13 protein-coding genes are annotated in these 14215 nt (G+C 61.5%); 7 read left to right on the top strand and 6 right to left on the bottom strand.

Annotation, left to right across the window (positions count from 1 at the left end):
• Positions 1 to 60 precede the first annotated feature (60 nt).
• The 3 genes from betC to ACZ9BE_RS24715 all read left to right on the top strand — a co-directional run bounded on the left by betC (position 61) and on the right by ACZ9BE_RS24715 (position 4337).
• Complete coding sequence (gene betC / locus ACZ9BE_RS24725) at positions 61 to 1575, top strand: choline-sulfatase (protein ID WP_476250036.1); 1515 nt, start codon at positions 61 to 63, stop codon at positions 1573 to 1575.
• Positions 1576 to 1591: 16 nt separating this feature from the next.
• Positions 1592 to 2512, top strand: coding sequence for a choline ABC transporter substrate-binding protein (gene choX, locus ACZ9BE_RS24720; RefSeq protein WP_130910444.1), 921 nt, complete (start codon positions 1592 to 1594; stop codon positions 2510 to 2512).
• Positions 2513 to 2768: 256 nt separating this feature from the next.
• Complete coding sequence (locus ACZ9BE_RS24715) at positions 2769 to 4337, top strand: SulP family inorganic anion transporter (protein ID WP_353188842.1); 1569 nt, start codon at positions 2769 to 2771, stop codon at positions 4335 to 4337.
• A gap of 77 nt (positions 4338 to 4414) precedes the next feature.
• Here ACZ9BE_RS24715 and aroE read toward each other — a convergent pair whose 3' ends face one another.
• Positions 4415 to 5236, bottom strand: a complete 822-nt coding sequence (gene aroE / locus ACZ9BE_RS24710; RefSeq protein WP_252868530.1) for a shikimate dehydrogenase — start codon at positions 5234 to 5236, stop codon at positions 4415 to 4417.
• A gap of 9 nt (positions 5237 to 5245) precedes the next feature.
• Complete coding sequence (hemF, locus tag ACZ9BE_RS24705) at positions 5246 to 6160, bottom strand: oxygen-dependent coproporphyrinogen oxidase (protein WP_024014963.1); 915 nt, start codon at positions 6158 to 6160, stop codon at positions 5246 to 5248.
• A gap of 150 nt (positions 6161 to 6310) precedes the next feature.
• On the opposite strand from hemF, the gene ACZ9BE_RS24700 reads away from it, so the two are divergent.
• Positions 6311 to 7288, top strand: a complete 978-nt coding sequence (locus ACZ9BE_RS24700) for a quinone oxidoreductase family protein (RefSeq protein WP_476250035.1) — start codon at positions 6311 to 6313, stop codon at positions 7286 to 7288.
• A 179-nt stretch (positions 7289 to 7467) separates the two neighbouring features.
• On the opposite strand, the gene ACZ9BE_RS24695 is transcribed toward ACZ9BE_RS24700, so the two are convergent.
• The 4 genes from ACZ9BE_RS24695 to ACZ9BE_RS24680 form a co-directional block, all read right to left on the bottom strand.
• Entirely contained in the window at positions 7468 to 8136 is a 669-nt protein-coding gene (locus ACZ9BE_RS24695; RefSeq protein ID WP_457264810.1) for a hypothetical protein, read from the bottom strand.
• A gap of 262 nt (positions 8137 to 8398) precedes the next feature.
• Positions 8399 to 8956, bottom strand: coding sequence for an L-threonylcarbamoyladenylate synthase type 1 TsaC (gene tsaC / locus ACZ9BE_RS24690; RefSeq protein ID WP_039757175.1), 558 nt, complete (start codon positions 8954 to 8956; stop codon positions 8399 to 8401).
• A gap of 55 nt (positions 8957 to 9011) precedes the next feature.
• Positions 9012 to 10109, bottom strand: a complete 1098-nt coding sequence (gene dprA / locus ACZ9BE_RS24685) for a DNA-processing protein DprA (protein WP_056791151.1) — start codon at positions 10107 to 10109, stop codon at positions 9012 to 9014.
• A gap of 84 nt (positions 10110 to 10193) precedes the next feature.
• Positions 10194 to 11219, bottom strand: a complete 1026-nt coding sequence (locus tag ACZ9BE_RS24680; protein WP_476250034.1) for a LysM peptidoglycan-binding domain-containing protein — start codon at positions 11217 to 11219, stop codon at positions 10194 to 10196.
• Positions 11220 to 11378: 159 nt separating this feature from the next.
• Between ACZ9BE_RS24680 and def the strand changes: the two genes are divergently transcribed.
• The 3 genes from def to rsmB are packed head-to-tail and all read left to right on the top strand — an operon-like array spanning position 11379 to position 14209.
• Positions 11379 to 11885, top strand: a complete 507-nt coding sequence (gene def, locus ACZ9BE_RS24675; protein ID WP_041476509.1) for a peptide deformylase — start codon at positions 11379 to 11381, stop codon at positions 11883 to 11885.
• Positions 11886 to 11942: 57 nt separating this feature from the next.
• The gene (gene fmt, locus ACZ9BE_RS24670; protein WP_476250033.1) at positions 11943 to 12902 is read left to right on the top strand and encodes a methionyl-tRNA formyltransferase; all 960 of its coding nucleotides are present in this window, start codon (positions 11943 to 11945) and stop codon (positions 12900 to 12902) included.
• Entirely contained in the window at positions 12899 to 14209 is a 1311-nt protein-coding gene (gene rsmB, locus ACZ9BE_RS24665) for a 16S rRNA (cytosine(967)-C(5))-methyltransferase RsmB (RefSeq protein WP_263470051.1), read from the top strand. Before fmt ends, rsmB begins: the two co-directional genes overlap by 4 nt.
• The last annotated feature ends 6 nt before the right edge of the window (positions 14210 to 14215 follow it).

Below are 14215 nucleotides of genomic sequence, written 5' to 3'. Positions count from 1 at the left end.
GAATCCATGCTCGATCGCAGCACTCTCGCATAAATATTCAACATGGAATGCCGCGATCACATGAAGCGCAAGAACATTCTTTTCATCATGGCCGATCAAATGGCCGCGCCAATGTTGCCGTTCTACGGCCCATCGCCAATCAAACTGCCGAATCTGTCCCGCCTCGCCGCCCAAGGCGTGGTGTTCGATGCTGCTTACTGCAACAGCCCGCTGTGCGCGCCGTCGCGTTTCACCCTGGTCAGCGGCCAGTTGCCGAGCAAGATCGGCGCCTACGACAACGCGGCTGACTTTCCTGCCGACATTCCGACTTACGCGCATTACCTGCGGCGTCTCGGCTACCGCACCGCGCTGTCGGGCAAGATGCATTTCTGCGGGCCGGACCAGTTGCACGGTTATGAAGAACGCCTGACCAGCGATATCTACCCGGCCGATTACGGTTGGGCGGTGAACTGGGACGAGCCGGACGTGCGGCCGAGCTGGTATCACAATATGTCTTCGGTACTGCAGGCCGGGCCGTGCGTGCGCACCAATCAGCTGGATTTCGACGAAGAGGTGGTGTTCAAGGCGCAGCAATATCTGTTCGATCACATCCGCGAGGACGGCGACCAGCCGTTCTGCCTGACTGTGTCGATGACCCACCCGCACGATCCGTACACGATTCCCAAGGCTTTCTGGGATATGTATGACGATGCCGATATCCCGTTGCCTACAGCCTTGAACCAGGACGAACTCGATCCGCACTCGCAACGTCTGCTCAAGGTTTACGACCTGTGGGACAAGCCGCTGCCTGTGGATAAGATCCGCGATGCCCGTCGCGCCTACTTCGGCGCTTGCAGCTATATCGACGCCAATGTCGGCAAACTGCTGCAAACCCTTGAGGAAACCGGGCTGATCGATGACACCGTCATCGTCTTCTCCGGTGACCATGGCGACATGCTCGGCGAGAAAGGCCTCTGGTACAAAATGCACTGGTTCGAGATGGCTGCTCGAGTGCCGCTGCTGATCAGCGCCCCGGGACAATTCGAGGCCGGCCGGGTCAGCGCCGCCGTTTCCACCGCCGACCTGCTGCCGACCTTCGTGGATCTGGCCGGTGGCACGCTTGAGCCGGGCCTGCCGCTGGACGGCCGTTCCTTGCTGCCGCACCTGCAAGGGCAGGGCGGACACGACGAGGTGTTCGGCGAATACATGGCCGAAGGCACTGTGAGCCCGCTGATGATGATTCGCCGGGGCGCCTACAAATTTATCTACAGCGAAAGCGACCCGTGCCTACTCTTCGATGTGGATAACGATCCGCGCGAAGAAGAAGAGCTGAGCCAATCGCCGCAACATCGTCCGCTGTTCGAAGACTTTCTCGCCGAAGCGCGGGCCAAGTGGGACATTCCGGCAATCCATCGGGACGTACTGGCCAGCCAGCGCCGACGCCGTTTCGTCGCCGATGCGTTAACCATCGGCAAGTTGAAGAGCTGGGATCACCAGCCGCTGGTCGATGCCAGTCAGCAGTACATGCGCAACCACATCGACCTTGATGATCTGGAGCGCAAGGCCCGTTATCCACAACCCTGCCAAAACCAATAACGTTAAGGGGAAGTCCATGCGCAAGTTATCCACAGCTGTCACCGTTGGCCTGATCGCATTGAGCAGCGCCTCGGCCTTCGCCGAGCAAAGTTGCGAAACCGTGAAGATGGCCGATCCGGGCTGGAGCGACATCGCCGCGACCAATGCCATCACCGGATTTCTGCTCGACGGCATGGGCTACAAGGCCAAGGTCGACACCCTCGCGGTGCCGATCACCTTCGGCGGCTTGAAGGATGGCCAGGTGGACGTGTTCCTCGGCAACTGGATGCCGGCGCAGCAGGGCTTCTATGACAAGTTCGTCGCCACCGGTGATGTGACGCAATTGGCGAAAAACCTCGAAGGCACCGAATTCACTCTCGCCGTCCCCGACTATGTCTGGGAGGCGGGTGTGCATGATTTTGCCGACCTGAACAAATTCGCCGACAAGTTCGACAAGAAGATCTACGGCATCGGATCAGGCGCGCCGGCGAACATTTCGTTGCAGGAGATCATCAAGAAGAATGACTTCAACATGGGGCAGTGGAAGCTGATCGAGTCCAGCGAACAGGCGATGCTCGCCGAAGTGTCGCGGGCGGTGAAGAAACAGAAATTCGTCACCTTCCTCGGCTGGACCCCGCACCCGATGAACGTGCAGCTGAAAATGCGTTACCTCAAGGGCGGCGAAAAATACTTCGGCGACACCGGCAACGTCTTCACCCTGACCCGTAAGGGCTACGCCGAGGCCTGCCCGAATGTGGGCAAGTTACTGACCAATCTGGCCTTCACCCAGGACATGGAGAACAGCATCATGGCCGAGGTGGTGAACAAGAAGATCAGCAATGCCGAAGCGGCGAAGGCGTGGATCAAGGCCAATCCGGCGGTGCTGGACAAGTGGCTGGATGGCGTGAAGACCGTGGATGGCAAGGATGCGTTGGTGGCGGTGAAGGCCAAGCTTTGATCTCAGGGTTGCTGGAATAGCGTTCGGCTGGAGATTTTTTCCCCCTCACCCCAGCCCTCTCCCCCAAGGGGGCGAGGGGGAAAGGGAGCCGATCGCTGTTGAATCGAAACTTGCGTTCAACGCCGAAATCGCAGGTCGGTGAATCTTCAACAAACAGCTCGGTCAGTCCCCTCTCCCTCAGGGAGAGGGCTAGGGTGAGGGGCTTTTACACCTGACACCCTGATAACCTTGAACAAAACCCCAACCGCGAGGACCCATGGCCTTCCCCAGCCGCCATTCACTTTTTCCTTTCCTGAGCTGGTTGCCACGGCAAACCCGCGCCAGCGTCGGGCGGGACCTGATCGTCGGCCTCAGCGGTGCGATTCTCGCCTTGCCCCAGTCGATTGCCTACGCGCTGATTGCCGGACTGCCACCGGAATACGGCCTGTATGCGGCGATCATCCCGGTGTTGATCGCCTGCCTGTGGGGGTCGTCATGGCATCTGATCTGCGGCCCGACGGCGGCGATTTCGATTGTCCTGTACGCCAGCGTCAGCCCGCTCGCGGTGCCGGCTTCCGAGGACTACATCACCCTGATCCTGCTGCTGACGTTCCTTGCGGGGATTTTCCAGTGGTTGCTCGGCTTGCTGCGCTTTGGCGCACTGGTGAATTTCGTTTCGCATTCGGTGGTGCTCGGCTTCACCCTCGGTGCCGCCGTGGTGATCGCCATCGGGCAATTGCCCAATCTGCTCGGGCTGGAATTGCCGGCCAACACCACAGCGCTCGCCAGCCTGATGGACCTGTTGCGGCATCTGGGGGCTGTGGATAAGCCTTCGCTGATGCTCGGCGTCGGCACGGTAATCGTCGGCGTGGCCCTGAAAAAACTTCTGCCGCGCTGGCCGACGCTGTTGCTCACGCTGGTGCTGGCCAGTCTGCTGGTGTGGATCTGGCCAGCGATGTTCGGCCATGTGCATCTGGTCAGCGCTTTCGTCGGACGCCTGCCGCCGTTCAGTACGCTGCCGCTGGATCTGGAGGCTATCCTGCGCCTGCTGCCAAGCGCGGTGGCAGTGGGCATGCTCGGGCTGGTCACCAGCCTGTCGATTGCCCGCTCGATTTCGGCGCGCTCGCAACAGTTGCTCGACGCCAATCAGGAAGTCCGCGCACAGGGTTTGTCGAACATCGTCGGCGCGTTCTTTTCCGGGTCGCTCTCAGCCGGATCGTTTACCCGCTCGGGATTGAGTTACGAGGCGGGTGCCTGCTCGCCGCTGGCCGGGGTGTTTTCGGCGCTCTGGGTGGCGCTGTTCGCGGTGTTCGGCGCAGGGCTGATCGCGCACATCCCGATCCCGGCCATGGCCGGCAGCATCCTGTTGATTGCCTGGGGTCTGGTCGATCACCGAGGCATTCGCGCTTTGCTGCGGGTCAGCCGCGCCGAGTTCGTGGTGATGGCCCTGACCTGTCTTGCGACCTTGCTGCTGGAATTGCAGACGGCGATTTACGCCGGGGTGCTGGCGTCGCTGTTTTTCTACCTCAAGCGCACCTCACAACCACGGGTACAGCATTGGCGCGACGGTGACGACGATGTGTTGCGCGTGGGTGGTTCGATCTTCTTCGGCGCCAGCCATTACCTGCAAGTGCGCCTGCAACGCCTGCATGGCGCGCGGGTGGTGATCGAGGCAGAGCAGATCAACTTCATCGATTATTCGGGGGTGGAGATGCTGCATCAGGAAGCGCGACGGCTGCTGGGCCAGGGTCGCAGCCTGACCTTACGCCGGGCGCGGCCGCCAGTGGTGGAGGAACTGAGGAAGCTGGAGGGGGCGGAGAAGTGCCCAATCAGGTTTGAGGATTGATCTGATATCGCGGTGGTGATGCGATTCGCGAGCAGGCTCGCTCCCACATTGATCGTATTTCAATGTGGGAGCAAAGCTTAAAGGGCCAGTTGGCGGCGCAGCTCGGCGAGTACCGGCGCGGTATCCGGGCGTACGCCACGCCACAGCCAGAACGCCTCGGCTGCCTGTTCGGCGAGCATGCCCAGACCATCCATCGCCAGCGCCGCGCCGTGCTCAGTGGCCCAGCGGCAGAACGCGGTCGGTTCCTTGCCGTACATCATGTCGTAGCACAGCGTCTGGCCTGGCTCGATCAGGCTTGGCGCAATCGGCGGCACGTCACCGGTCAGGCTGGCGGAGGTGGCGTTGATGATCACGTCCACCGGTTCGCGCAGCCAGTCGAAACCACTGGCCGACACCGGCCCGAGGTCGCAGAACAACTCGGCCAGCAGTTCAGCCTTGTCCACGGTGCGATTGGCGATGATCACCGAGGCCGGCTTCTCCGCCAGCAATGGCTCCAGCGCACCGCGCACCGCGCCGCCAGCGCCGAGCAAAAGGATGCGCTTACCGGTCAGGCTGAACCCGGCATTCACCGTCAGATCGCGGACCAGGCCGGCGCCATCGGTGTTGTCGCCGAGCAGTGAGCCATCGTCCAGTTTGCTCAAGGTGTTCACCGCACCGGCGCGCTGCGCGCGGGCGGTCAGGCTGTTGGCCAGACGGTAGGCGTCTTCCTTGAACGGCACCGTCACATTGGCGCCGCGCCCTTCGCGAAAGAACGCCTTGGCGCAGCCGACAAAATCATCCAGCGGCGCCAGCAGCGTGCTGTAGTCGAGGCGCTGGCCGGTCTGTTCGGCGAACAACTGGTGAATCATCGGCGACTTGCTGTGGCCGATCGGATTACCGAAAACGACGTAACGATCCATCACCCGTCCTCAGGCCTCGGCCAGCCAGTCGCGATCCTGCAGGAAATAATCGGTCAGGCGCGCTTCTGCGCTGCCCGGCTCGGCCTTCCAGTCATAGCCCCAGCGCACTTGCGGTGGCAGCGACATCAGAATCGATTCAGTGCGGCCACCCGATTGCAGACCGAACAGCGTGCCACGGTCGTAAACCAGGTTGAATTCGACGTAGCGGCCTCGGCGGAATTCCTGGAATTCGCGCTGCTGGGCAGTGAAGGCGTCATTCTTGCGCCGCTGCACGATCGGCAGGTAGGCTTCGATATAGGCATCGCCGATGGCGCGCATGAAGGCGAAACTGGTGTCGAAATCCCACTCGTTCAGATCGTCGAAGAACAGACCGCCAATGCCCCGTGGCTCATGACGATGCTTGATATGGAAATAGGTGTCGCACCAGGCCTTGTAACGCGGATAGACGTCCGCACCGAACGGCGCACAGGCTTGCTCGGCGACGCGGTGCCAATGAATGCAATCTTCCTCAACGCCGTAATACGGGGTCAGATCGAAACCGCCGCCGAACCACCAGACCGGTTCTTCGCCTTCTTTTTCAGCAATGAAAAAACGCACGTTGGCGTGGGAGGTCGGCACATGCGGGTTGTGCGGGTGGATCACCAGCGACACGCCGAGCGCCTCGAAACCACGCCCGGCCAGTTCCGGCCGATGGGCGCTGGCCGACGGCGGCAGGCCGCTGCCGAATACATGGGAAAAATTGACGCCGCCCTTTTCGATCAGCGTACCGTTTTCCAGCACGCGGGTGCGCCCGCCACCGCCCGCCGGCCGGGTCCAGGCGTCTTCGACGAAGCATTTGCCGCCGTCTTCGGTTTCCAGTGCAGCGCAGATGCGGTCTTGCAGATCGAGCAGATAGGCCTTTACGGCGTCGGTGCGGGTCGTCATGGCTTCACCTTGAATCGGGCGGCGTCCCGACAGGCGGGCGGCGCAAATGGGCGCGTAGCATACCATCGCAGACCGGCGCGCCGCAGTTGACGAAGATCAAGCAGGGGAGTTGGATAGAGGGCTTAGCAACGACCCAAGGAGAGCAGGCAGATGGCAAAGCGTATCCAGTTCCGCGCCCACGGCGGTCCCGAAGTGCTCGAATATGTTGACTACGAACCCGCTGCGCCCGGGCCGAATCAGGTGCGCGTGGCCAACCAGGCGATCGGCCTGAACTTCATCGACACCTATTACCGCAGCGGCCTCTATGCGCCGCCCGCGTTGCCGTCCGGCCTGGGTTCGGAAGGCGCCGGCACGGTCGAAGCGGTGGGCAGCGAAGTCACCCGGTTCAAGGTCGGCGATCGCGTGGCATACGGCAGCGGCCCGCTCGGCGCCTACAGCCAGTTGCACGTGCTGCCGCAGGACAATCTGGTGCGCCTGCCCGATGAAATCAGTTTCGAAACCGCCGCCGGGGTCATGCTCAAGGGTCTGACCGTGCAATACCTGCTGCGCCAGACCTACCAACTGCAGGGCGGCGAAACCATTCTGTTCCACGCCGCAGCCGGTGGAGTCGGCTCTCTGGCCTGCCAATGGGCCAAAGCGCTGGGCGTGAAGCTGATCGGCACCGTCAGCTCGAAGGAGAAAGCCGAACTGGCCAAGACCAACGGCGCCTGGGCCACCATCGACTACAGCCATGAAAACGTTGCCGAGCGCGTGCTGGCGCTGACTGACGGCAAGAAAGTCCCGGTGGTGTATGACGGCGTCGGCAAGGACACCTGGCTCACGTCCCTGGACAGCGTGGCACCACGTGGCCTGGTGGTGAGTTTCGGCAATGCTTCGGGCGCAGTCGACGGCGTCAACCTGGGCATTCTTGCCGCGAAGGGCTCGTTGTACGTCACCCGGCCTACGCTGGCGACCTACGCCAACAACGCCGAGAACCTGCAGCGCATGGCCGACGAGCTGTTCGAGATGATCATCAGCGGCAAGCTGAAGGTCGACATCAGCCAGCGCCATGCATTGGCCGATGCGGCAAAAGCACAAACCGAACTGTCGGCACGGCGCACTACCGGTTCCACGATTCTGTTGCCATAACGCTTCAAGTTGATACTCGGTGAACTCTTCCATGAGTTCGCCGAGTATCTTTCAGCTATATCAAGTACATCTTCCGGTGAAGCTTCTTCGCCGCTGGCCTACGACCGGAAAACTTCCTGCGCAACTTCTTCGACTCGTATACAAGCCATTTCTCTGCCCACTCTTCGATTATTGGCGGATCAATACTGACGGTTATGAACATCACGATACTCCGGCTGATGCACGTTCATGTTCACTGGCTGATCCAGGGCCATCAGAATTTGCCGCCATTCGGCGGACAACAGCCAATAATCGCCCCGGGCACGCTGCTCGATATGCATGGCGTGCGAAGCGATCGGTGTCAGGCCGAAGCGCTGAAACAGTTGCCGCTGTGGCGATCTGCACAAGGCCGTGACCCCATGATATCCGCGATCGATCGCCCATTCGGCGGCGGTGGCGAGCAGGCCATTGATCGACACCGGCCGGTGCTGCTGGGAATGGGTGATCAAGCGACTGAATTCGACATGCCGTGCCAATGCCACAGTGGGAGACACGTGATGCTGCGCCAGTGAGGCCCATTCGAACGGCGCCGGGGTTGCCCGCAGCACTGCAATGAGTTGATCTCGCTGGTAGAGCAAGAAGTGCGTACTGCGCGAGGTGATCGCCAAGTGGGTTTCCAGCGCCCGGGCTCTGGAGGTGAGCATGTAATGCTGCAATCGCAGGCGAAACTGCCGACCAATGAAACGCTCGAATTCTCCGGCGTCCGACCCCGCCTCAAGAATGGCCACTCGATAGTCGGCCTGTTGATTCTTGAGTGTCTCCTGAAAGCCCTGCAGATAATCCTTGAGGTGTAAATCCGTAATATCCATTACTTCTCCGCAGCCATTAACATTTCGAAGTTGTATCAAGCACATTGAAAGAATGGATGCTTTTGAAAATCTCGCCACTGCACGCGTTCTGATAATCGCGTGGGAAAACTTACAGATATTGCAGAGTCGAAGATCCGTCTGACGCATGCAAGAACAATGGCAACGGATAAGTTTTAAACGAGTGCAGGAATAAACTGCAGGCATGCGCAGAACTCCTCGTCGATAGCGCCGAGGAGTCCGCAAAAAAATAAAAAGAAGGGCGTCAGTCAGGACGAACGACGTTACCGGTGGCCAGGTCGCGGATCACGCTAGGATTCTTGCGCCCGCCAAGGCTGCCGCCGAGCACCAGATCGACCTGCCCACGGAAATACTGCTCGATGCGCAAACGCGTGCGCGCGGGCGGTCGCCCCTGTGGATTGGCTGATGTCGAGATCAGCGGCCCGACCAGCGAGCACAAGTCGCGCACCTGCGGGTGATCGCTGACTCGCAGCGCTACGGTGTCATGCACGCCTGTGACCCACTCCGGCAACAGGTTCTGGTGCGGCACCAGCCAGGTGTTCGGCCCAGGCCAGGTGCTGGCCATGCGGTCGATCCAGTCCTGCGGGAAGTCCTCGAAGAGGAAATCGAACTGGCGGATATTGTCGGCGACCAGGATCAGCCCTTTGCTCACCGAACGATTCTTGATCGCCAGCAAGCGGTCCACTGCGTCTTCGTTCCACGGGTCGCAACCCAGCCCCCAGACGGCTTCGGTTGGATAGGCAATCACCGCGCCGGCGCGAACTTCACGCGCGGCTTGTTGCACACGCCAACTGTTGACCATGAAAAAACTCTCCACAAACAGGTTTCGCGCAGTTTACCGATCTTCATCGTAAAACCTAGCTCGACCGCGCCAGCCAGCGACCGTTTTCGCATACCGCACGGCCTTCGATTTCCAGCTCGGTCAACGTTGCCAGCACTTTCGGCAACGCCCAGCCACAGCTCGCGGCCAACGCCTCGCTGGTGTGCGGCGCGGCGTGAAGCAGCGCCAGCAACGGGTGATCGGCCTGCGGCGGCGCTGTGGATAACAACGGTTGCTGCCAGCCGCGCAGCGCTTCGAGGATATGTTCGATAGTCTCCACCAACACCGCCCCGTCGCGAATCAACTGGTGACAACCGCGCGCGCCGGGGTGATGGATAGAGCCCGGAATGGCATAAACCTCGCGCCCTTGCTCTGCCGCCAGCCGCGCGGTAATCAACGAACCGCTGGCAACACTGGCCTCGACCACCAGCACGCCAAGGGATAACCCGCTGATGATGCGATTGCGCCGGGGGAAGTTGCTCGCGGTTGGCCCGGCGTCCAGCGGAAACTCCGAGAGCACCGCGCTGCCCGACGCAATCATCGCCTCAGCCAGGCGTTTATTGCGCTGTGGATAAAAATTTTCCAGGCCGGTGCCAAGCACCCCCACGGTCAAGCCGCCAACGTCCAGAGCAGCCTGATGGGCAGCGGCATCGATGCCCAGCGCCAGACCACTGGTGATGACAAAACCGGCCCCGGCCAGACTGCGAGAAAACGCCGCCGCCGTGTCCATGCCCGGGCGCGAAGCGCGGCGGCTGCCGACCATCGCCAGCTGCGGCTTCTCCAGAATCGACGGATCGCCGGCGACGAATAACAGTGGCGGCGGGTCAGGAATCTGCGCCAGCAACGCTGGATAGTCCGCCTGGTCCCACATCAGCAAATGTTGACCGGGGCGCTCTAGCCAGCGCATTGCGTGGCTGGCGCCGTCGCGCACCGTCGGACAACGCCGTGCCTCGGCGCACGCCGCCGGCAATCCCAGCGAGCGCCAGGCACTGGCCGGCGCGCTGAGGGCTTTGGACGCCGAGCCGAAGGCTTCGAGCAGTTTGGCAAAACGCTTGGGGCCGATATCCGGCATGCGGTGCAGGCGCAGACGCGCCTCCAGTTCCGCCGGGGAAATGGCTGTACTGACAGACAACATGAATGGATCATCCTTGATCGTTCGATGCTCCGAACCATTCGGAACAAGCTGTGGATAACTCTGTTGGTAACTTGTTAAGCAAGCTTACGGATTTCGCACCTTGTCGAGCACCGCCAGCGAGCGTGAAGCATTGAGGACCAGGCCGTAACTGAGTTTGTCGTAGGTGCGGAACACCATCAGCAGGCCGGCTCGTTCATCGGGAATTTTCAGCGGTTGGCCGGTAATCCGGTCGCGCACCGTTTCGCCGGTTTTCATCACCGCCAGGACATTGCCTTCGGCCAGACCGTCACGTTTGCCTTTGTTCAGGGTAACCACGTCCATCACACCGATCTGCGTGACGCCGCGTGGCACGTCGATGATCAGGCCGTCGATGGAACGCTTCGGCGCGCTGGGCATGAAAGTCGAATTGATCGAGCGTTCTTCACCGCCGAACAAGCGGTCACCGAGGCGCACTTCCTGGGTGGTGCGTTGCAAGGCGAGAGTGGCAACGTCGCCTTCGGTGGCAACAACCTCGCCGCCGCCGATATCGTCGGCGTTGATGCCGAGGAATTCCTTGGTCTGCGGGTCAGTGTAGACCTTGCCCTGGCGGAAGATGCCGTACACCGGTTGCTCCGGATCGAAATGGCCACGGGCGAAGATGCGGTCACCGGTACCGCTGAGCACCCGTTCGGCATCGCCCGCGACGATGTACGGCGCCTTGTCGAAGTCTTCGGCCTTGTCGACGATGCGATTGCTCAGCAGAAAGCTGTTGATCGATTTCAGCGGAATGCTTGGAATCGCCTCGGCCACCGGGCTGGTGCGAATCCGTGGCGAGAGCTTGATGGTGCCGCGCGACTCGCCCCGATGGACGGTCAGTTGCGGCTGGCCGTTGACGTAGCTGAGGGTCAGCGTGTCGCCGGGATAGATCAGGTTGGGGTTTTCGATCTGCGGATTGGCCCGCCACAGTTGTGGCCACTGCCAGGGCTCGCGCAGGTATTTGCCGGAAATGTCCCAGAGCGTGTCCCCGGAAACCACCGTGTATTGCTGTGGAAAACCATCCTTGAGTTGCACTTGCCCTTGCGCGACGCCGGCCGAAGCCAGAAGCAGCAGGGCGAGTAGTGTTTTCCTCATGCAGTGAATCCCTTTATCATGTGCATTCGCGTGAATCGTCAGAGCCCCCGTGGCTCGCTTCTGTTTTTCAGAAGCTACGCTTCACAACGGTAGCCTGCATCTTCGGACCCGCCAGGCCATCGACCCGACTTTACTCAACGTGTGCAGCAATCGAAGCCTATGGCCATTTTAAACATCCTCGAATTTCCGGACCCGCGTCTGCGCACTATCGCCAAACCAGTGGCTGTAGTGGACGACGAAGTGCGTCAGTTGGTCGACGACATGTTTGAAACAATGTATGAAGCGCCGGGCATCGGCCTCGCCGCGACCCAGGTCAACGTGCACAAACGTATCGTCGTGATGGACCTGTCCGAAGACCGCACCGAGCCACGGGTGTTCATCAACCCCGAGTTCGAATCGCTGACCGAGGAGATGGACCAGTATCAGGAAGGCTGCCTTTCGGTACCGGGCTTCTACGAAAACGTCGACCGCCCGCAGAAGGTCAAAATCAAGGCGCTGGACCGCGACGGCAAGCCCTATGAGCTGATTGCCGAAGGCCTGCTCGCGGTGTGCATCCAGCACGAATGCGACCACCTCAACGGCAAATTGTTCGTCGATTACCTGTCCACGCTCAAACGCGACCGGATCAAGAAGAAACTGGAAAAGCTGCACCGCCAGAACGCTTGATGCCCCTCTTCAAAGGCTTGCTGCGGCAAGCCTTTTTCTTTTTATGAGACGCCTTTCATGACTGAGCCACTGCGCATTGTTTTTGCCGGCACCCCGGAATTCGCCGCCGAACACCTCAAGGCCCTGCTGAGCAGCCCGTACGAGATCGTCGCGGTCTACACCCAGCCGGATCGCCCGGCCGGCCGTGGGCAAAAACTGATGCCAAGCCCGGTCAAACAACTCGCCCTGGAAAATAATATCCAGGTGTTGCAGCCGCCGACCTTGCGCAATGCCGAGGCCCAGGCGGAGCTGGCCGCGCTGAAGCCGGACTTGATGGTGGTGGTCGCCTACGGTTTGATCCTGCCGCAAGCGGTGCTGGATATTCCGCGTCTGGGTTGCATCAACAGCCATGCGTCGTTGCTGCCGCGCTGGCGCGGTGCGGCGCCGATCCAGCGCGCGGTCGAACACGGCGATGCCGAAAGCGGTGTAACGGTGATGCGCATGGAGGCCGGGCTGGATACCGGGCCGATGTTGCTCAAGGTCGTCACGCCGATCACCGCTGAAGACACCGGCGGCACCCTGCATGATCGCCTCGCCGAGATGGGTCCGCCCGCTGTGGTGCAGGCGATTGCCGGTCTGGCTGCCGGCACCCTGCAAGGTGAGGTGCAGAACGACGAGCTCGCCACCTACGCGCACAAACTGAACAAAGACGAAGCACGCATCGACTGGAGCCGTCCGGCGGTGGAGCTGAAACGTCTGGTCCGCGCCTTCAATCCATGGCCGATCACCCACAGCACGCTCAATGGCGAAGCGTTGAAAGTGCTGGCCGCAACTGTGACCGAAGGCACTGGCGCCCCGGGTGAAATCCTCAGCGCCAGCAAGGACGGCCTGATTGTCGCCTGCGGTGCACAAGCGCTGTGCCTGACCCGCCTGCAATTGCCTGGCGGCAAGGCGCTGAACTTCAGCGACCTGTTCAACAGCCGCCGCGAGAAATTCGCCGTCGGCAGCGTCCTCGGCGCAGCGGTGGATGCGCAATGAACCCGCGTCTGGCCGCCGCCAAGGCACTCGCTGCCGTACTCAGCGGCAAGGCTTCGCTGAACAGTTCCCTGCCGACGCAACTGGACAAGGTCGAGGATCGTGATCGCGGTTTCACTCAGGATCTGGCCTTCGGTACCGCACGCTGGCAGCCACGCCTGTCGGCACTGGCGGAAAAACTTCTGCAGAAACCGTTCAAAGCCGCCGACGCTGATGTCGAGGCGTTGCTGCTGGTCGGTCTGTATCAACTGCTCTACACCCGGGTACCGGCCCATGCCGCGATCGGCGAAACCGTCGGCTGCGCAGACAAGCTGAAAAAACCTTGGGCCAAAGGTCTGCTCAACGCCGTGCTGCGCAATGCCCAGCGCGAAAGCGAGACGATCTTCGCCGAACTGGAACGCGACCCGGTGGTGCGCACGGCCCACCCGCGCTGGCTGCAAAAATCCCTGAAGGCATTTTGGCCCGAGCAGTGGGAAGCGATCTGCGCAGCGAACAACGCGCATCCGCCAATGATCCTGCGGGTCAACCGCCGTCATCACAGCCGCGATGCTTATCTTGCGTTGCTGGGCGAAGCCGGGATCGCCGCGACGCCGTGCGTTTACAGCCGCGACGGCATCGTCCTCGAAGCTGCTGCCGATGTGCGCAGCCTGCCGGGTTTCGCCGAAGGCTGGATCAGCGTGCAGGACGAAGCCGCGCAGCTGGCCGCCGACCTGCTCGATCTGGCGCCGGGCCAGCGCGTACTCGACGCCTGCTGCGCCCCTGGCGGCAAGACCTGCCACATCCTCGAAGCCGAACCAGCGCTCGCTGGCGTGGTAGCGGTGGATCTGGAAGCCAAGCGTCTGGTGCGCGTAAAGGAAAACCTCGAGCGCCTCGGCCTCAACGCTGAACTGATCGCTGCCGACGGTCGCGATATCGACAAATGGTGGGACGGCAAACCGTTCCAGCGCATCCTCCTCGACGCGCCATGCTCGGCCACCGGCGTGATACGCCGCCATCCGGACATCAAGCTGACCCGCCAGCCGGACGACATCGTCGCGCTCGCGCAACTGCAAGGCGAACTGCTCGACGCCATGTGGAAAACCCTCGAAGTCGGCGGCATTCTGCTGTACGCCACGTGCTCCACGCTGCCGACCGAGAACACCGAAGTCATCGCCGCGTTCCTCGAGCGCACCCCCGGTGCCCGTGAACTGGATCTGGCCACAGCGGCCGGCATCAAGCAGCCCCATGGTCGCCAGTTGCTGGCCCAGCAGGGCGGGCATGACGGGTTTTACTACGCCAAGCTGATCAAGATCGCCGCCGCGCGCGGCTAAACGGAT

It is taken from the genome of Pseudomonas sp. TE9122, assembly GCF_056278925.1.
The sequence above is the reverse complement of the archived record's forward strand: the minus strand, read 5'-3'. Positions and strand labels throughout refer to the sequence as shown.

Excerpts from the sequence above, each read along its gene's own strand:
- dprA (WP_056791151.1), bottom strand. The coding sequence starts at position 10,109 with ATGTTGTCTGTCAGTACAGCCATTTCCCCGGCGGAACTGGAGGCGCGT.
- hemF (WP_024014963.1), bottom strand. The coding sequence starts at position 6,160 with ATGACGACCCGCACCGACGCCGTAAAGGCCTATCTGCTCGATCTGCAA.
- aroE (WP_252868530.1), bottom strand. The coding sequence starts at position 5,236 with ATGGATCGTTACGTCGTTTTCGGTAATCCGATCGGCCACAGCAAGTCG.
- tsaC (WP_039757175.1), bottom strand. The coding sequence starts at position 8,956 with ATGGTCAACAGTTGGCGTGTGCAACAAGCCGCGCGTGAAGTTCGCGCC.
- ACZ9BE_RS24680 (WP_476250034.1), bottom strand. The coding sequence starts at position 11,219 with ATGAGGAAAACACTACTCGCCCTGCTGCTTCTGGCTTCGGCCGGCGTC.
- betC (WP_476250036.1), top strand. The coding sequence starts at position 61 with ATGAAGCGCAAGAACATTCTTTTCATCATGGCCGATCAAATGGCCGCG.
- def (WP_041476509.1), top strand. The coding sequence starts at position 11,379 with ATGGCCATTTTAAACATCCTCGAATTTCCGGACCCGCGTCTGCGCACT.
- ACZ9BE_RS24715 (WP_353188842.1), top strand. The coding sequence starts at position 2,769 with ATGGCCTTCCCCAGCCGCCATTCACTTTTTCCTTTCCTGAGCTGGTTG.
- ACZ9BE_RS24695 (WP_457264810.1), bottom strand. The coding sequence starts at position 8,136 with ATGGATATTACGGATTTACACCTCAAGGATTATCTGCAGGGCTTTCAG.
- rsmB (WP_263470051.1), top strand. The coding sequence starts at position 12,899 with ATGAACCCGCGTCTGGCCGCCGCCAAGGCACTCGCTGCCGTACTCAGC.
- ACZ9BE_RS24700 (WP_476250035.1), top strand. The coding sequence starts at position 6,311 with ATGGCAAAGCGTATCCAGTTCCGCGCCCACGGCGGTCCCGAAGTGCTC.
- choX (WP_130910444.1), top strand. The coding sequence starts at position 1,592 with ATGCGCAAGTTATCCACAGCTGTCACCGTTGGCCTGATCGCATTGAGC.
- fmt (WP_476250033.1), top strand. The coding sequence starts at position 11,943 with ATGACTGAGCCACTGCGCATTGTTTTTGCCGGCACCCCGGAATTCGCC.